This window comes from Aestuariibacter salexigens DSM 15300, from assembly GCF_000429145.1.
Lineage (GTDB): Bacteria > Pseudomonadota > Gammaproteobacteria > Enterobacterales > Alteromonadaceae > Aestuariibacter > Aestuariibacter salexigens.
Window position 1 is genome coordinate 592,927 of sequence record NZ_AUBH01000001.1, and the last position, 18,298, is coordinate 611,224.

The 18,298-nt window shown below is 46.8% G+C and carries 19 protein-coding genes; 17 read left to right on the plus strand and 2 right to left on the minus strand.

Translation table 11 applies throughout. The features are described 5' to 3' along the window. Positions 1-33 precede the first annotated feature (33 nt). Complete coding sequence (locus G441_RS0102635; RefSeq protein ID WP_026374920.1) at positions 34-1,668, minus strand: FMN-binding glutamate synthase family protein; 1,635 nt, start codon at positions 1,666-1,668, stop codon at positions 34-36. Between the two features lie 166 nt (positions 1,669-1,834). Between G441_RS0102635 and G441_RS0102640 the strand changes: the two genes are divergently transcribed. From G441_RS0102640 to bfr (G441_RS0102665), 6 genes are all read left to right on the plus strand, one after another. After that, complete coding sequence (locus tag G441_RS0102640) at positions 1,835-3,289, plus strand: flavin-containing monooxygenase (protein WP_034474148.1); 1,455 nt, start codon at positions 1,835-1,837, stop codon at positions 3,287-3,289. A gap of 10 nt (positions 3,290-3,299) precedes the next feature. Beyond that, positions 3,300-4,133, plus strand: coding sequence for an SDR family NAD(P)-dependent oxidoreductase (locus tag G441_RS17740; RefSeq protein WP_084407250.1), 834 nt, complete (start codon positions 3,300-3,302; stop codon positions 4,131-4,133). Continuing rightward, positions 4,126-5,004 carry an alpha/beta fold hydrolase gene (locus tag G441_RS17745; protein ID WP_051275285.1) on the plus strand — a complete coding sequence of 293 codons (879 nt, stop codon included), beginning with the start codon at positions 4,126-4,128 and terminating at the stop codon, positions 5,002-5,004. Before G441_RS17740 ends, G441_RS17745 begins: the two co-directional genes overlap by 8 nt. Before the next feature lie 98 nt (positions 5,005-5,102). Then, positions 5,103-6,701: a cation:proton antiporter family protein gene (locus G441_RS0102655; RefSeq protein ID WP_026374922.1), complete on the plus strand. Its 1,599-nt coding sequence runs from the start codon at positions 5,103-5,105 to the stop codon at positions 6,699-6,701. Positions 6,702-6,828: 127 nt separating this feature from the next. Then, the gene (gene bfr, locus G441_RS0102660) at positions 6,829-7,302 is read left to right on the plus strand and encodes a bacterioferritin (RefSeq protein WP_026374923.1); all 474 of its coding nucleotides are present in this window, start codon (positions 6,829-6,831) and stop codon (positions 7,300-7,302) included. A 2-nt stretch (positions 7,303-7,304) separates the two neighbouring features. Further along, on the plus strand, positions 7,305-7,772 hold the full coding sequence (gene bfr, locus G441_RS0102665; RefSeq protein WP_026374924.1) for a bacterioferritin: 468 nt from the start codon (positions 7,305-7,307) through the stop codon (positions 7,770-7,772). A 36-nt stretch (positions 7,773-7,808) separates the two neighbouring features. On the opposite strand, the gene G441_RS19130 is transcribed toward bfr (G441_RS0102665), so the two are convergent. After that, the gene (locus G441_RS19130) at positions 7,809-8,213 is read right to left on the minus strand and encodes a hypothetical protein (protein WP_051275286.1); all 405 of its coding nucleotides are present in this window, start codon (positions 8,211-8,213) and stop codon (positions 7,809-7,811) included. A 273-nt stretch (positions 8,214-8,486) separates the two neighbouring features. On the opposite strand from G441_RS19130, the gene ccoN reads away from it, so the two are divergent. From ccoN to ttcA, 11 genes are all read left to right on the plus strand, one after another. Beyond that, positions 8,487-9,920 carry a cytochrome-c oxidase, cbb3-type subunit I gene (gene ccoN, locus G441_RS0102675; RefSeq protein ID WP_026374925.1) on the plus strand — a complete coding sequence of 478 codons (1,434 nt, stop codon included), beginning with the start codon at positions 8,487-8,489 and terminating at the stop codon, positions 9,918-9,920. A gap of 12 nt (positions 9,921-9,932) precedes the next feature. After that, positions 9,933-10,538, plus strand: coding sequence for a cytochrome-c oxidase, cbb3-type subunit II (ccoO, locus tag G441_RS0102680; protein WP_026374926.1), 606 nt, complete (start codon positions 9,933-9,935; stop codon positions 10,536-10,538). 1 nt (position 10,539) lies between these two features. Then, positions 10,540-10,725: a cbb3-type cytochrome oxidase subunit 3 gene (locus tag G441_RS0102685; RefSeq protein WP_026374927.1), complete on the plus strand. Its 186-nt coding sequence runs from the start codon at positions 10,540-10,542 to the stop codon at positions 10,723-10,725. Continuing rightward, positions 10,722-11,672: a cytochrome-c oxidase, cbb3-type subunit III gene (gene ccoP, locus G441_RS0102690; RefSeq protein WP_026374928.1), complete on the plus strand. Its 951-nt coding sequence runs from the start codon at positions 10,722-10,724 to the stop codon at positions 11,670-11,672. The genes G441_RS0102685 and ccoP overlap by 4 nt, the downstream gene beginning before the upstream one ends. Positions 11,673-11,745: 73 nt before the next feature. Beyond that, complete coding sequence (locus G441_RS0102695; RefSeq protein WP_026374929.1) at positions 11,746-12,234, plus strand: FixH family protein; 489 nt, start codon at positions 11,746-11,748, stop codon at positions 12,232-12,234. Further along, complete coding sequence (locus tag G441_RS0102700; RefSeq protein ID WP_026374930.1) at positions 12,227-14,590, plus strand: heavy metal translocating P-type ATPase; 2,364 nt, start codon at positions 12,227-12,229, stop codon at positions 14,588-14,590. The genes G441_RS0102695 and G441_RS0102700 overlap by 8 nt, the downstream gene beginning before the upstream one ends. Before the next feature lie 10 nt (positions 14,591-14,600). Then, entirely contained in the window at positions 14,601-14,792 is a 192-nt protein-coding gene (gene ccoS, locus G441_RS0102705) for a cbb3-type cytochrome oxidase assembly protein CcoS (protein WP_026374931.1), read from the plus strand. Further along, complete coding sequence (locus G441_RS0102710) at positions 14,785-15,456, plus strand: sulfite exporter TauE/SafE family protein (protein WP_026374932.1); 672 nt, start codon at positions 14,785-14,787, stop codon at positions 15,454-15,456. The genes ccoS and G441_RS0102710 overlap by 8 nt, the downstream gene beginning before the upstream one ends. A gap of 20 nt (positions 15,457-15,476) precedes the next feature. Continuing rightward, positions 15,477-16,217 (plus strand): fumarate/nitrate reduction transcriptional regulator Fnr, encoded by a 741-nt coding sequence (gene fnr / locus G441_RS0102715; RefSeq protein ID WP_026374933.1) that lies wholly within the window; start codon positions 15,477-15,479, stop codon positions 16,215-16,217. 136 nt (positions 16,218-16,353) lie between these two features. After that, positions 16,354-17,286: a universal stress protein UspE gene (gene uspE / locus G441_RS0102720; protein WP_026374934.1), complete on the plus strand. Its 933-nt coding sequence runs from the start codon at positions 16,354-16,356 to the stop codon at positions 17,284-17,286. Between the two features lie 87 nt (positions 17,287-17,373). After that, positions 17,374-18,285, plus strand: a complete 912-nt coding sequence (gene ttcA / locus G441_RS0102725; protein ID WP_026374935.1) for a tRNA 2-thiocytidine(32) synthetase TtcA — start codon at positions 17,374-17,376, stop codon at positions 18,283-18,285. Positions 18,286-18,298: the final 13 nt, after the last annotated feature.

Sequence of the window (18,298 nt, forward strand, 5' to 3'; positions counted from 1 at the left end):
TACTGTGATGTAAATCAATTGAATAAGCGTCATTCACACCGTTGATACATCCGCAATATTGGCAATCTTAATGATCTGATTTCGCGGTGCGAACGTGTTGGCATCTGCCTCATGAAGGTGTAATAGGTGTCGCTTCGGTGCTTTATCCTCGAGCATCGCGCCAGTGGGTACAGTCGGGTAGATTTCATCATATCTCAATACTTGAGATTGACTAATGCGTCTGAATACGTGACTGCGATTTAATTCATCCGGGTGACTTAGCCCCGCAGAAGAAATGATATCCATTGCTGCATGCACAGTTTTACGTTGAAATTGCGCTACTCTGATTGCTTTATCTTTAACCACAAGGCCTTTAAACAGCGCCGGAGCCTGTGTCGCTACCCCCGTCGGACAGCGATTAGTGTTGCAGGTAAGAGATTGTACGCATCCCAACGCCATCATCATGCCCCTGGCGCTGTTGCAAACATCGGCGCCAAGCGCAATCTGTTTCACCAAATGAAACGCGCTGATGATTTTTCCAGACGCAATGATTTTTACCCTGTTGCGTAGGCCAAAACCGTGCAGACAGTCATCGACAAACGCCAGCCCCTCATTAAGCGGGGCCCCAATAGAGTTTGTATACTCCAAAGGAGCCGCGCCCGTGCCACCTTCGCCGCCGTCTACCGTAATAAAATCTGGCGTGATATTGCGCTGATGCATGGCTTTACATATGGCCATAAATTCACTTTTTCGACCGATAGCCAGTTTAAAGCCAATGGGTTTGCCCTGACTGAGCTCTCTCAATCGCGCGATAAACTCAACCAATTCAAGTGGAGTGGTAAATGCTTTATGAGTCGGTGGTGAGTCAACTTGCGTATGCGGCTCAACGCCGCGAATTGCCGCAATCTCTGGCGTGTTTTTATCCGCGGGTAATATCCCACCGTGGCCTGGCTTAGCACCCTGCGAAATCTTAATCTCGATCATTTTGACCTGCGGACGCAGTGCATTTTTAATAAACGCTTCTTCACAGAACTGACCCTCTTCATCGCGACAGCCAAAATATCCCGTGCCAATTTGCCACACTAAATCGGCATTACCGGCCAGATGGTAGGGGCTGATCCCGCCTTCTCCAGTGTTATGATAAAACTGCCCTTGGGCGGCGCCGTGATTCAGTGCCATGAGGGCGTTTTGGCTCAGTGAGCCAAAGCTCATAGCTGAAATATTTAACATGCTGGCGTAATAAGGTTGCGTGCAGTCAGGCCCGCCAATTTTGATCTTGGGATCACAATCAAGCTGAGACACATCCACCGCTGCCATTGAGTGACCGAGCCATTCATAGCCAGTACGATAGGTGTCTATTCTGGTGCCGAAGGGCACCGTCTCGCGGCTGTTCTTTGCTCGCTGATAGACAATATTACGAAACATACGGCTAATTGGCGTGCCGTCTGTTTCTGATTCGATAAAATACTGTTGAATGAAGGGGCGGATATCCTCCATAAGCCATCTAGCCCTGGCGAGCAATGGAAAGGTTCGTAACAAGGCATGCTTTTTCTGGAATCTGTCATGTATGGCAGTTACCAGCAATAGGCCCGAAATGAACAGTAATACCCACCAACCGGACGTTATCCATACGATGAGTGCAGAGCACGTAAACAGGGCCAGCAGAGAAATAAGGATAGGTTTTGCCATATAGAATTGATCGTTCCAGAGAAAAGCTTACTTCACCATAGCTTGCACAGCATCGATGGGCAAATACAGGATCGTGACTGACGTCGTTAATGTTTAAGTTAACCCTGTTTACATTCACTTAACGTCTCGAGTAGCATGATGTTTTTGATTATTGAACAACACACTCGTGAAGTTAGATATTGCGATTATAGGCAGCGGCTTCGGTGGTCAGATAGCCGCGATCAATTGTCTAAAGCAAGGCTACACATCATTTAAGATTTTTGAACGCCGCGATTTCAGTGGTGGTACCTGGCGTCAAAATGCTTACCCAGGTGCGGCGGTTGACGTGCAGTCACCACTTTATTCTCTTGCCGATGTCCCTTACGACTGGACAGAAATGTTTGCTAAGCGTGACGAACTTTGCGCTTACACGGATCATATATTTAAAACGTTTTCTCTTGATGAATATGTGGAGTTAAATGCCACGGTGTCAGAAATGCACTGGCACGATAACGAAAAATACTGGCAATTGACCTTTGCTGATGGAAAACAGGTTGAAGCGAAATTCGTCATTAACGCGACAGGTCCATTAAGTCATCCCAATACGCCCGCATTTAAGGATCTGGAAAAGTACCAAGGTCACACCATTCATTCCAGTCAGTGGAATTCGAGTGTTGATGTTAAAAACAAACGTGTAGCAATCATTGGTAGCGGCGCAAGTGCAGCACAGATTATTCCCGAAATTGCCGAACATGTTGCTCATTTGAACGTGTTTCAGCGTACGCCTCATTGGGTTCTCCCCCGACCTGATTACACATTTAAGCCATGGCAGCGCACACTGTTGCGTAAACCGTTATTCTACAAATTGTTGCGCTGGAGTTTGTATTGGGCATTGGAAATACGCATTCTTGGTTTTAAGTATTCCAGAGCAATGCTGGAAATACTGGCGGGTAAGAAAGCCCGTAAGTATCTGCAATCGCAAATTAAAGATGACAACATGCGGCGCAAGCTCACGCCCGACTTTATTATCGGCTGTAAACGAGTCATTGTCTCCAGTACGCTGTATCCAACGCTGTGTCGTGACAATGTGACGTTGTTTGACAAACATCAGGGCATAGAGCGCTTTACACAAGACGGCATCATTACCCAGGATGGTCAACAGCTAGATGTTGATCTGGTTATCTTCGCAACAGGATTTAACGCCACTGACGGGTTAGTAGACTATCCGGTTCACGGTAAAAACAACACGTTACTGCAGCGATTCTGGGATGCGTATCCGCGCGCGTACCTTGGCACCACCATGCCAGACTTTCCAAACCTATTTATCGTGACCGGCCCCAATACCGGAATCGGTCATACATCTGCATTATTCGTTATCGAGTCGCAGATGAAATATATCTTTAAAGCCATTGCGGCAGCCAAAAATACAGAACATCAAACGATTGAAGTGAAAGCGCAGGCGGAAGCCCGTTACACCGAAAATATCCATAAGCAAATGATTAGAACAGTGTGGCATTACGGTGGCTGCAACAGCTGGTACAAGAGTAAGTCTGGCAAGGTTATCGCCATTTTTCCGGGGTTCAGCTTTACCTTCAGGCTGATGGCGTCATGGTTTAAACCTCAGGATCATCATATTCAATAAGGCAGCATGTATGCGTTCCATAAATAATAAAGTTTGCGTAGTGACCGGTGCCGCCTCAGGTATGGGACGAGCCTATGCCCGTTACCTTTCTCATCAAGGGGCCAGACTGGCGCTTTGTGACATTGATGCCGCTGCTCTTGAGGAAACAAAGAAGATGGTGCCTGAAGCGATGACCTGTGTTCTTGATATAGGGGATAGGCAATCAGTTTATCAATTTGCCAGTGATGTACGCTCTCAACTCGGCAACGCATCTTTAGTGATAAACAATGCAGGCATTGAGGGAAGCAACCGTCCTTTCTGGCAAACGCCGGATCAGGAGTTTGCTCAGCTGATGCAGGTTAATTTCTGGGGTGTAGTCTATGGGACGCGTGCATTTTTGCCGCAGCTTGCAAGCCACGATTGGTCTGCACTGGTGAATATATCGAGTATTTTTGGCTTGATTGGCGTTCCCGGTAACAGTGATTACTGTGCCAGTAAGTTTGCTGTTCGTGGATTTACCGAAAGTCTGATGAGCGAAATAGCAGAAACGGACAGCAATATTCAGGTTCACCTTGTCCATCCAGGCGGTATCAACACGCAAATCGCCCGAAAGCAGACTAGCCAAGCATTTAAGCAACATTTTTTAAAAACTAAACCAGATGATTTCGTAGAAACGGTAATGAAAAGCGTTATGCGTAACCAAAAGCGTATCGTTTCAGGAAACCGCGCGTTAAGTACACTGTTGGCATCAAAGCTATTCCCGCTCACCTGGCTGGTAAAATTGATAGGTATGGAAATGCGCAAATTTAAACAGGCTGACGACTATCAGGATGGACTTCTCGGCTTCAGGAATATTGATGAATAAGATTAAACTTGCCAGTTGGCTATATAGGACCGCCATAGCAACAGAAGCCAGACTTTACGGTTTTCAAAAGCATCGCATTCATGCATTGGATACGGATATTCACTTCTATACAAACGGCATTCAAGAACAACGCAAAACGGTAGTCTTGCTGCATGGATTTAGTGCAGACAAAAGTCTGTGGTTACGTTGTGCGAAATATTTTGGCGCCAGCTATAACATCATTATTCCGGACCTTGCCGGTCATGGTGAAAACCGTTTTGACGCTACACTGTCATATTCAATGGCATCACAAGCCAAGCGTGTAGTGGCATTACTCGATCGATTTCATATCAACCAATGTGTGGTTGCCGGGAATAGCATGGGAGGGTTTTTATCCGCGTATTTAGCACGTTATTATCCTCAGCGCATTACAGCAGCAGCACTGCTCGACCCAGCGGGAGTGGCGACACCGGTCAAAAGTGAGTTTGAAGAGAGGTTGGCACAGGGAGAAAACCGATTCCTGATTGATAACCGGGAGCAATTTGACCAGTTTTATCCGATGACAATGCATCGACCACCGTATATTCCGTCGCTTATTCAGCATGCTGTCGCCTTCAGTTACCAAAGACGAAAAGCACAATTAGCAAAAATCTTCGCCGACTATCATTGCCATGACACCCTGGATAATGAGTTAGCAGCGATCTCAACGCCTGTTCTCATTCTCTGGGGACGGCATGACAGGCTAATCGACGTCAGCGGTGCTGATGTGTGGCACGAGGGGATAAAAGACTCAGAACTGTATGTCTTTGACGATCTTGGCCACATGCCAATGGTAGAGGCGCCGCGTCGAACGGCTCAGTTTCTTAAGGACTTCTTCGCTAAACACGCGTAAAAAACCGGCATATCATGTTTTATATCGACGGTTTTGCTTGACGACCAGTAGCTGCCGCCCTGCATAATACCCCTAAGCAGGAATGGTATTGCAGTGTCATGGATATAGTTTTTCTGGTGTTTGCTTTTGTGTGTGGCGTAGGCATGAAAACCTTGGGGCTACCTCCCTTGGTTGGTTACCTGTGTGCCGGTTTTATCCTTCATTTCGCGGGTTTTGAGTCAAATCCTACATTACAAGCACTAGCCGACCTTGGCATTACCCTAATGCTGTTCACTATAGGTTTGAAACTAAACCTTAAAGATTTGATTAAAACTGAGGTGTGGATCGGCGGTAGCCTTCACATGCTGTTGTGGGTCCTGGTTAGTGTCCCCCTGTTTATGCTGGCAGCAGCAATAGGCGTAAACTATTTTTCAGGCCTGGAGCTGCAAACCATGCTGGTCTTATGCTTTGCCATGAGCTTTTCCAGCACTGTGTGTGTGGTCAAAATCCTGGAAGAAAGTGGCGAGAGTAAAACCCGTCACGGTAAAATTGCACTGGGTATATTGGTACTGCAGGATATATTCGCCGTACTCTACATGGCGCTTTCGACTGGCCAGTCTCCCAGTGTTTGGGCACTGCTGCTGTTGTTGTCTATCCCCTGTAAACCCTTACTGGATAAAATACTCGATCACGCAGGTCACGGTGAATTATTGCCCTTGACTGGTTTTCTTGTTGCGCTCGGAAGCTATGAGCTATTTACCTTTGTCGGCATTAAAGGTGATCTGGGGGCGCTGCTGGTAGGGATGTTATTTGCTCAACATGTGAAGTCAGGAGAGCTTTCCAAAGCCCTGTTAAGCTTCAAAGATATGTTCTTAATTGGCTTTTTCCTCAATATCGGTTTCTCGGCGCTGCCCACTCTGTCGATGTTATTGTCTGCAGTGCTGCTATGTTTGTTGCTGGTCATCAAATTCCTTTTATTCTTTTTCTTATTTACGCGCCTAAAGCTGCGTGTCCGCACCGCTTATCTGTGCGGGCTTATAATGAGTAATTATAGTGAATTTGGACTGATCGTCGGCGCCTTGAGCGTCAGTCTTGGACTGCTTGATAATCAGTGGCTGGTGGTGCTCGCACTGACCGTGTCTATCTCATTTATTTTCAGCAGTATTGTGTATAAAACATCACACGATCAGTACAACCGATTCAAAAACAATCTAAAGCACTTCCAGCACCCCGTAAGGCTTGCTGAGGACCAATACCCTACCATGCATAACGCAGATATTCTTATTGTAGGGATGGGCCGTGTAGGCATGGGCGCGTTTAGTTCGCTTTCCGGTATGCGCAAAGAGCGGGTATGGGGCATGGATGCGGATACCGTAAAAATTCGTCGCTTGCAGGAGCAAGGACTTCAAGTCATTAACGGCGACGGTGAAGACATCGATCTGTGGGAAAACCTCGATTTACAACACGTTAAGCTGGTATTGATTGCCCTACCCTCCGTTGACGATACAGCGCATGTCACCCAGCAACTGGCCTATGCCGGTTTTACCGGAAAGATTGCCGCTATAGCCCGCTATGAAGATGAAGTGCAAGGCTTGCTCGACGTAGGGGTTGATAAGGTATTTAACTTCTTCACAGAGGCCGGAACCGGTTTCGCAGAAGAAAGTCTGCAACTGATTGATGAAGAAACCGGCTTGTTGCTTGCCTCAGGGCGTTCATAAGATTTAGCAGAGAATACTTAACAAAAATCATTATCATTTATATCTATATGATTTATAAGTATTTTTGCTTGATTTGAAGTGTTGCTCTATACTCCATGGTTAACGTTTACTAAGAGTTGAAAACACTATGCAAGGCAAGCGAGCTGTTATTGCGGTACTCAATGAAGTGCTGACCTCAGAGCTTACGTCAATAAACCAATATTTTTTGCATGCCAGAATGCACAAAAACTGGGGATTCAATGCACTCAATGAGGTGTGCTACAAAAAATCTATTAAGGACATGAAACAGGCTGATGCTTTGATTGAACGCATTCTGTTTCTTGAAGGCCTGCCTAACTTGCAAAACCTCGGCAAATTGCTGATTGGTGAGGAAACCGAAGAAACACTGAAATGCGATATGTCGTTTCAGTTAGCACAAATCCCGTTGTTAAAGAATGCGATTGCACTGTGCGAACAGGAGCAGGACTATGTGTCTCGTGATGTGCTGGAAGACATTCTTGAGTACGAAGAAGGTCACATTGACTGGATTGAGACGCAACAGTATCAAATTAATGCGATGGGGCTGGAGAAATATCTTCAGGCCCAGCTGATGGAGGAATAATTATGCAGGGTAAAGCAAACGTTATTGCAGCACTTAATAACTTGTTGTCTTACGAACTGGCTGCCATGGATCAGTATTTTATCCATTCTGAAATGTATGCAGACTGGGGACTCAATAAACTCTTTGAGCGAATTGCGCATGAGTTTGATGACGAGAAAGGGCATGCCAAAAAACTCATCGAGCGTATTCTGTTCCTGGAGGGAACGCCAGATATGACCCAGCGCACCGGTTTCAAAGTCGGAGATGATGTGCCGAGCATGTTGGAAAGTGATTTACGGGTTGAATATGAAGTCGCGGATAAGCTCAAAGAAACCATTGCTATTTGTGAGCAGGAACAGGACTACGTCACCCGGGATATGCTCACTACGCTGCTCGATGACACCGAAATGGACCATGCTTACTGGTTAGAGCAACAGTTAGGACTGATTAAGCGAATAGGATTACAAAATTACCTGCAGTCACAAATGTAACGCTGCGCAAATCAGGCGCTCGTTTAGGGGCGCCTTTCACTCAGATGTTGAAAAGGTAAACTGACGGAGCTCTACCCTATTGTCTTCTGCAATCTGCAGCGTGAGTTGCCACTCCATCACGTCTAGATTACAACTCCCCAAAAACGTCACCAGATGAATTGAGTCAGCACCTTGTGCTTTATTCTCGAATAGGAGCGGTGTCCTTCCCATGTACATATTTACGCCCTCTATCCATCCACTTTCGAACGCTGCATCATCAGGCAGCTTCAAAGCGAGTGTCAGTTCTTCTTCAGTGACTGGCCTATTTAAGAACTCGAGTGTCCCGACACCGTTATGTAATCTGAATTGACATGCACGTTGAGTGATATTGCACAGACCATCATCTGTAGATGGCGCGGACTTGTCGTTTACCTTATATACCGTCGCCAGTAGTGCAATCAAAAGCAGCGGAATTAAAACGTGATGTAAATGAAATGAAAGCGATGTGTTAATGATTTTTCACCTCTTTGTGACAAGCTGTAAAGCCTTTATTGATAGAGATCAAGCTCTCCATGTTTCCAGTATCTTTTTGTATTTAAAACTTTTATCATTCCGACCGAATTTAGTCTGCAGCGCTTTACACTAAAGTCTCAGACGCTTTTCACTACGATTGTCCATACTATGGATAACAGTTAGGCTGAACAATAATTATTACGACGTGGAAGATGCATCGACATGAGTGAAACCAGTCAAGCACATCCAGACTACAACTATAAAGTGGTCCGGCAATTTACCGTTATGACGGTAGTTTGGGGGATTGTTGGAATGGCCGTCGGCGTGCTTATCGCTGCGCAGCTTTTCGCACCAGCTCTCAACTTTGATATTCCCTGGCTAACCTATTCAAGGTTACGTCCACTGCATACCAACGCAGTGATATTTGCTTTTGGCGGTTGTGCGCTCTTTGCGACGTCTTATTACATTGTTCAGCGCACGTGTCACGTCAGGCTATTTAGTGACAAACTTGCGGCATTTACGTTCTGGGGTTGGCAAGCTGTCATTGTGCTAGCTGCGATTACCCTGCCATTGGGTATCACATCAAGTAAGGAATACGCTGAGCTGGAGTGGCCCATTGATATCCTTATCGCGCTCGTGTGGATAGCCTATATTATCAATTTCTTTGGCACCCTGGTGATCCGTAAAGTGTCACACATTTATGTGGCAAACTGGTTCCTGGGCGCCTTCATGCTTACCGTTGCCGTGCTGCATATCGGTAACAGCATGGCTATTCCTGTGTCGTTCACTAAATCTTATTCAATTTACGCCGGCGCTGTGGATGCGATGATGCAGTGGTGGTATGGGCACAACGCGGTAGGCTTCTTCCTTACTGCAGGCTTCCTGGGGATGATGTACTACTTTGTGCCTAAACAGGCTGGTCGCCCTGTGTATTCTTACCGCTTATCGATTGTGCACTTCTGGGCACTGATTTCACTTTATATCTGGGCGGGTCCGCACCATCTACACTACACTGCCCTGCCAGACTGGACACAGTCTTTAGGCATGGTGATGTCCTTAATACTGTTTGTACCGTCCTGGGGCGGAATGATTAACGGTATCATGACGCTGTCTGGTGCATGGCATAAACTGCGTAACGACCCGGTTCTACGTTTCCTTATTGTTTCCCTGTCGTTTTACGGCATGTCGACCTTCGAAGGTCCAATGATGAGTATTAAGACGGTTAACGCCTTATCTCACTACACTGACTGGACTGTCGGTCACGTTCACTCCGGCGCGCTCGGATGGGTTGCCATGGTGTCAATCGGTTCAATCTATCACTTAATCCCGATTCTGTTCGGTCAGAAAGCCATGTACAGCACACGACTTGTCAACGTGCACTTCTGGTTAGCTACAATCGGTGTCGTACTCTATATCGTTGCAATGTGGATGTCTGGTGTGCTTCAGGGCCTGATGTGGCGTGCGGTTAACGCTGATGGCACCTTGACCTACAGTTTCGTAGAGTCACTTGAAGCGTCGAAGCCGTTCTATGTAGTGCGATTCATTGGTGGTGTGTTTGTGGTAGCGGGTATGTTGGTCATGGCCTATAACTGCTGGAAAACCATCCGGGCACCGAAAGACAGTATCGCAGCAGAGCCTGCGGCACAGGCAGCATAAGGAGGCACGCAGATGAAAAATGTTCACTCTATAATCGAACAGAACGTCGGCCTCCTGACTATTCTGATATTGGTTGCAATCAGCCTCGGCGCAATGGTGCAGATCACGCCTCTGATGTTCCAGCAGCAAACGATGGAGCCTGTTAAGGGGCTGAAACCATACACTGCGCTGCAATTAGAGGGTCGGGATATTTATATCCGTGAAGGATGCTATGGCTGTCATAGCCAGATGATCCGCCCTTTCCGTGCAGAAACCGAACGTTATGGTCATTATTCAGTGGCGGGTGAAAGCGTGTGGGAACGTCCATTCCTGTGGGGCTCCAAACGTACCGGGCCCGATTTGGCCCGCGTTGGCGGTCGCTATAGCGATGAATGGCACCGCGTGCACCTGATTAACCCTCGCGACGTTGTCCCAGAGTCAAATATGCCGGGTTACCCATGGTTATCAGAGAATGTGTTAACCGGTGAGCTAACGGCTAAAAAGATGCAAGTACATCAGAGCTTAGGTGTGCCCTATTCGGATGAAGACATTGCTGGAGCCAAGGCCGCGGTTGAAGGAAAAACTGAAATGCAGGCGTTGATCGCATACCTCCAATCACTTGGCACGCATCTGAAATAGTATGGATCAGGGAATTATTGGCAGTATCTTTACTGTCGCGGTATTTGTGTTCTTCTTAGGCATCGTGTGGTGGGCATTTAGCAAGAACAATAAGGAAAAGTTTGACGAAGCGTCCAAAGTGCTCTTCGACGAACAGGAAAAAGCACAAATCGAAAAAGAACAAAAGCAGGAGTCTCAAAAATCATGAGCACATTTTGGACAATCTGGATATCCGTGATCACTCTCGGGACGATTCTGGGTACCTTTCTGCTACTGCGCTGGTGTTTAGCAAATAAAACCGGCGTAGAAGAAGGCGATGATATGCATCATTTCTTTGATGGCATCGTTGAAATCAATAACCCACTACCACGTTGGTGGACAATCCTGTTCTACATTGTCATTGTGTGGGGCTTGGTTTATCTGGCGTTGTACCCAGGCCTGGGCGCTTATCAGGGCTTGCTGGGATGGAAGAGTTCTAACCAGGGCATTCTCACACTTGAAGAGTCGCGACAAGCGACAGAGAGAGCGCGGGAAGAAGGGTTGCTGGTGCAGTACGACCGCGAGATGGAATTTGCTGCTGAGCGCTTTGATCCCATTTTTGAAGCTTATGCTCAAATTCCGGTAGAGGACCTTGCAAAAGACGAGGACGCACTTAAAGTTGGACAGCGTCTTTTCTTGCAGAACTGCTCACAATGTCATGGTTCAGATGCACGTGGCCAAACCGGCTTTCCAAATCTGACCGACGATGATTGGTTATACGGTGGTAGCGGCGCAAAAATTAAAGAAACGCTCATCAATGGTCGTATTGCAGCCATGCCTGCGTGGCTGGATAGTATGGGCGAACAGGGCATTAGCGAAGTCGTTGCTTATACCCTTAGCCTAAGTGGGCGAGACGTTGACTCTGCCCTTGCTGAAGCGGGCAAAGCGCGCTTCGCCGTGTGTGCAGCATGTCACGGTATGGACGGCAAAGGTAATCAGGCCATTGGTGCACCTAACCTGACTGATGATATCTGGCTGTACGGTGGCAGTGAGCGTGCTGTGACCGAAACGCTGAACTATGGTCGTAACGGTGTTATGCCAGCGTTCAAAGACACGCTGGGCGAAAACAAAGTCCATGTCGTTGCCGCCTATGTGTACAGCTTATCTAACAAGTAATACACTATAGCTCGTGGTCAAAGCCTCGGTCGTCCGGGGCTTTTTTATATCAAACTTATAACGATGAAATCCTATGCAATCAAAACCCTGGTATAAGCAGTTCTGGCCATGGTTTCTAATCGCCGTGCCCACCTCTTCTGTTATCGTCGCGGGAATTGTCGTGCAACTGGCAACGAATACCACAGACAGCCTGGTTGTAGATGACTATTATAAGGAAGGCCGCACTATCAACCTTCGCCTGGATAAATTTAAAGTAGCGAAAGAAATGGGCATAAAAAGCCAGCTACTGGTGAATGACAGCAGCATTTCGCTGCAGTTTGAACAAGGCGCACCGCAAAACGGTGAAGCGTTGAAGCTAAGCTTCCAACATACCACATTAAAAGAGCGTGATTTTTCAATCCTGTTAACTCGTGACGCAAACGGCGTTTATCGGGGCTCCACTGATAGCGATACCAGTGGCAAGTGGCGGGTCAGCCTGTTGCCTATGAATGAAGAATGGAAGGTTCAACATATCGTGGCGCTTCCCCGTACTGCGCCAATCGTATTTAATGCAGATGAGTGAGCGCGCCTGCTTTCATTGCGGGCTGCCCAACACTGAACCGCCCGGACGCTATACCACCGTTATCATGGGTGAGCCTCGTGACATGTGTTGTCCTGGCTGTCAGGCGGTATCACAGACAATCATCGATAATGGTCTGGAAAGTTATTATCAATTTCGCACTGAACCTGCAGCGAAGGGTGACGATAAACTGGATGAAACATTGTCCAAGCTTGCCATTTATGACACGCCTGAATTGCAGGAAGAGTTTGTTTTTGAACAGGGTACGGATAAACAAATTCAACTGACCATTGAAGGCATTGCCTGTGCAGCGTGTGGCTGGTTAATTGAAAAACAACTGGCTAAGGTAGGCGGTATCAAGCAGGTCGCTGTCAATGTAGGCGCCAGACGTGCGATGATCACCTGGCGTCCTGATAAAATCTCACTCAGTTCGATTCTCAGTGAAATTGAGAAAATTGGCTATCATGCCCTTCCCTTCCAGGCCGACCAACATGAGGCCTCGTACAAAAAAGAGCAAAAAACCTATCTAAAGAAACTTGGTCTCGCAGGTTTGATGACCATGCAGGTAATGATGCTTGCGGCGGGACTGTATTTCGATTTATTTGGTCAGATAGAACGCCAGACCCGAGATTATTTCAATTGGATCAGCCTCGTATTAACGACCCCGGTAGTGCTTTATTCTGGAAGTGTTTTTTACGTAAGCGCCCTGAAAGCGCTGAGTGCGAAAACCATAAACATGGACGTACCCATTACGCTTGCCGTCTGGGGGACATTTATCGCCGGCATTATCGCGACGACGACGTCTCAGGGCGAAGTCTATTTTGAATCTATATGCATGTTTATCTTTTTCATATTGACTAGCCGTTATCTGGAACACCGTGCCCGTCACAAGGCCACCATGGTGTCCTCCAATATGCTCAAATATATTCCGGTTACCGCGACCCGCAAAGACGGCGACAAATATGTATCCTGTCTGGCTAAGACCCTACGACCGGCTGACATTATTCTTGTCAAAAGTGGCGAAACACTGCCTGTTGACGGCGTGGTAATAGAGGGAAGCTCCAGTGTCGATGAGTCAATGCTGACAGGCGAGTTTTTACCGGTACGTAAACAGTCAGGTAACAAAGTTTATGGCGGTACAATTAATCAAACCGGTACCTTAACCATTCAGGTTGAAAAGAGCCTCAAAGATGCATTGGTTAATCAAATATTACGGATGCAGGAGCAAGCACTGAGTAGCAAACCCAAGGTTGCTCAGATGGCAGATAGACTATCTCGTTATTTCACTATTGCCGTGCTGGTCATCTCAGCCCTCACCTTTGGCTTCTGGACCCTTATGGGCAGTCACGAGGCGTTTTGGATCACGATATCCGTTTTGCTTGCGACCTGTCCTTGCGCCTTGGGTCTGGCAACACCATCGGCGCTGACCTGTGCAATGGCAAAATTAAATCGCGCCGGGATCCTGCTCAAGCGAGCTGACTGCCTTGAGCAGTTAAATCACATCGGGACGCTGGTATTTGATAAGACCGGCACACTCACTAAGGGTGAATTTCAAATTAAAACATCCTGGTATCGGGACCACGACGCAGACTATCTGCAAATTGCCAGCAGCCTTGAAGTGCTGTCTGAACACCCTATTGCCAAGGCATTTAATCGTGAGCTTACACTGTTACCCGTTACCTCCTTCACCGTACATGAAGGACTTGGTGTCAGTGGTATCATCGACGGGCAGCAATACCGGTTAGGTTCAAAAGACATATTGCTCTCTGCCGCCCCACAGATTGACGCAAATATCTTTTTGGAAGGTGATGAAGGCGTACTTGCTGCATTTGATGTGACCGACGGGATAAAGGAAGACGGTGCACCAGTGATGGCGTCGTTAAAAGGTTTCAGGCGAGTAATATTAAGCGGTGATACACAGGCCCATGTTGATACTGTAGTGTCAAAACTTAACATGGATGATGGCATTGGCCACCAGTCGCCACAGGGTAAATTGGAATATATAAAGCATTTGCAAGAACAGGGTAATAAAGTATTGATGTTGGGCGATGGTATTAACGACGCGCCCGTGCTATCACAAGCCGATGTATCAGTAGCGGTAGTAAATGCAACGGATATGGCAAAGCGATCCGCCGACTGTATTTTCCTGAATTCTCAATTACATTCCCTTTGCGTCTTATTTTCAATGGCCAGGCGGACCAAACATAAAATAATACAGAACATTGGATGGGCATTAGGATATAACGTGTTGATTCTGCCATTTGCCGTATCAGGTGTACTGACACCGTGGATGGCAGCAATCGGCATGTCTTTAAGCTCATTAATTGTTGTGACAAACTCCACACGTTTACTGAAATAGGCGCAGGGCAATGAGTATCATTTATGTATTAATTCCACTTGCAGTGATCATTATCGCCATAGCCGTAGCGGTATTCTTCTGGGCGGTAAAGTCCAATCAGTTTGAAGACCTTGAAAGGCAAGGTTATAGCATCCTCTTTGATGACGATCTTAAGCCCGATGAGAGGCGAGATCAGACTGTTAAAGAACATAAAGATGAATGAATTGCAGTGGCTGTCAGCGCTGATGATTGGAGTAGCCGGCAGCGTGCATTGTGTAGGTATGTGCGGGGGGATTGTCACAGCGTTTTCAACCGCCACCCCGAAAGGTACTAATCCACTGCCCTACATGTTGGCATACAATATTGGTCGTATCACCAGTTATGCCATGGCGGGGGCGTTAACCGGTGCTGTGGGTGCCATGGTCGGTCAACATGCTGGTCAGGGCGTTGTTGTACTGAATCTGATAAGTGGTGTGTTTTTGGTATTACTCGCCACCTACATTGGTCAGTGGTGGATGGCTCTGAGCCGTCTGGAACATGCCGGTCAACATATCTGGAAGCGACTGGCGCCATTGTCCAGACGCTTTCTGCCCTTTCGTTCACCTTTACATGCCGTTCCTTACGGGATGATATGGGGGTGGCTACCCTGTGGTTTAGTGTATTCCGCCCTCACCTGGTCACTTGCTTCCGGGAGCATAACACGCGGTGCGATGACGATGTTCTGGTTTGGTTTGGGCACGCTTCCCGCCCTGCTTTTGACCGGTGCATTAAGCCATCAATTCAGGTCATTGGTACAAAAAACAATTTTTAGACAGGCAATTGCTCTTGTGCTAATAATAAGCGGTGGGGTGATTGTAATAAAAGCAGTAAGTGACCTCGTACATTAGACACAATAGCGAGAAATTTTATGTCCACGGGATCGGAGTATTCCATTCACTGCCAGAGTTGCAGTTTCAGCCATCTATGTTTGCCTGTCAGCCTCGACAAAAAGGAACTCGAGTCACTTGATGACATCATTGAACGTAAGCGTCCATTGCACAAGCATGACAAACTGACTAAATCAGGTGACAAGCTTTCCTCTTTGTACGCCGTTCGTTCTGGCTCATTTAAGTCGTTCATCAGTAATCAGGATGGCGAAGAGCAGATTATCGGTTTCCACTTTCCCGGCGATTTAATTGGTTTTGATGCGCTACATAACAATGTCCATCAAAGTTATACGCAGGCATTAGAAACATCCATGGTATGCGAATTGCCCTACTCTACATTGGATAAAATGGCAGGGCATATTCCAAAACTACGGCAGCAGATCATGCGGTTTATGAGCTCAGAAATTAAACATGAGCATGAGCTAATGATGTTGTTGAATAAGCGCAATGCAGAAGAAAGACTGTTGCACTTTATCGCCCACCTGTCGGGTCGTTTTGCCGAACGTGGCTTTTCGTCTAAACAATTCAATCTCACCATGACCCGAAATGAAATTGGTAATTACCTTGGGTTAACGGTCGAAACCATCAGTCGCCTATTGACGAGATTTCAAAAAGAGGCACTGCTTAATGTAGAAGGTAAACTGATCACTATTCTCGACCTGGACAAGTTGCATCAGCGTGCACATATGAATGATGTGCATATCAAAGAGATAAATTCTTAGTTCCTCAAGCCAGCACACTGATGCTGGCTTTTTTCTTACTGTTATTGCTGTAGATCAAGACCTTCCGTAGCATCCCCGACTAGCAGGCCATACACTGAATACTGTTACATATCGGTCACACCTAAAAGGACGCACTATGTCTCAGTATGCCAAGTTACTTGCCGTTATCGATCCTGAACAGAAGCAACAGGTCTCCCTCTCTCGAGCGTTAGAAATCGCCCAGAAAACAGGCGCGAGCATTACAGCATTTCTGACCATATATGATTTTTCATACGAGATGACCACTATGTTATCTGTGGATGAGAGAGAGGCAATGCGCCAAGCTGTGGTTGACGACAGAACCGAATGGTTAACGCAACTTGTCACACAAGAAATCACTGACAGCTCCATCTCTGTGGATGTCAAAGTGGTGTGGAATAACCGACCGTACGAGAGCATCATTTATGATGTAATCGATCACCACTATGACTTAGTTGTCAAAGGAACACAAAGTCATGACGACTTAAAATCCATGCTATTTACGCCAACTGACTGGCATTTATTACGCAAGTGCCCTGTGCCGGTGTTGCTCGTGAAAGATCATGACTGGCCAGAAGACGGGCAAATAATCGCGGCGGTAAATGTAGGCACAGAAGATGAGGCTCATGCACAGTTAAACCATAAGGTCACGAATATTGCGCAATCTTTTGCAGATTTGTTGAATGGTACAGTTCATCTGGTTAATTCCTATCCAGGTACTCCCGTAAACATCGCTATCGAGATCCCTGAATTTGACCCGCAAGGTTACAATGAATCCGTCAAGAATTTTCACCTTGAAACCATGCAGAAACATGCCATTCAACATAGCGTACCTGACGCGCAATGCCATGTTAAAGAAGGTCTTCCAGAAGACGTGATCCCGGCTATCGCTTCGCAAATCGACGCAGAATTGGTGGTTATCGGCACGGTAGGACGGATAGGAATATCGGCGGCACTGATCGGCAATACGGCAGAGCATGTCATCGATGCCCTACGCTGCGACGTTTTGGCCGTTAAACCGGATGGATTTGAATGTCCGATCAGACGTTAACGTAAAAGACATCGAAAGCTAAAAGAGTACCTGACTATTATTCTTGATATACTGCGCGCCACGTAGAGTAAGTAACCCCGTAGTATCATGAGTGACGTGCAAGTATTAAACACTAAGCAAAAATACAGCTTTAACAAACTGCAAAAACGTATCAGGCGCAATACCGGCAAGGCCATTGCTGACTTCAATATGATTGAAGAAGGCGATCGCGTGATGGTGTGTCTGTCAGGCGGTAAAGACAGTTACACAATGCTGGATGTGTTGATGTATATGCAGCGTACGGCACCCGTGTCGTTTTCGCTGGTTGCCGTCAATCTCGATCAAAAACAGCCAGGCTTCCCTGAACACGTATTGCCTGGCTATCTAGAGTCGTTAGGGGTTGAGTACAAAATTGTTGAAGAAGACACTTACTCTATTGTCAAAGAAAAGATCCCGGAAGGGAAAACAACCTGCTCACTCTGCTCACGTTTACGCAGAGGCATTTTGTATCGCACCGCTACCGAATTAGGCGCCACGAAAATCGCGCTCGGGCATCACCGTGATGATATGTTGGAAACGCTTTTTCTGAATATGTTCCACGGTGGCAAATTGAAGTCTATGCCACCCAAACTCGTGAGTGATGATGGTAAGCAAATGGTGATACGTCCTCTTGCCTACTGTAGTGAAAAGGATATTACTCGTTATGCTGAGGTATCCGCCTTCCCTATCATTCCATGTAACTTATGTGGCTCGCAGGAAAACCTTCAGCGCAAGCAAATCAAGATGATGCTGCAAGACTGGGACAAACGTTTTCCAGGCAGGATCGAGTCTATGGCACGCGCACTTAAAAATGTCACGCCATCGCATTTAAGCGATCCTGCACTGTTTGATTTTGCTGGTTTACAAACTCAGTCTACTCCCTTTGAAGAGGGTGACATTGGTTTTGACGAGCCGACGTTTTATTCGTCACCCGACGATAAGCAAGACACGGGTGACATACAGTTAATCCAAATTAATTAACGGGATAAAGTAG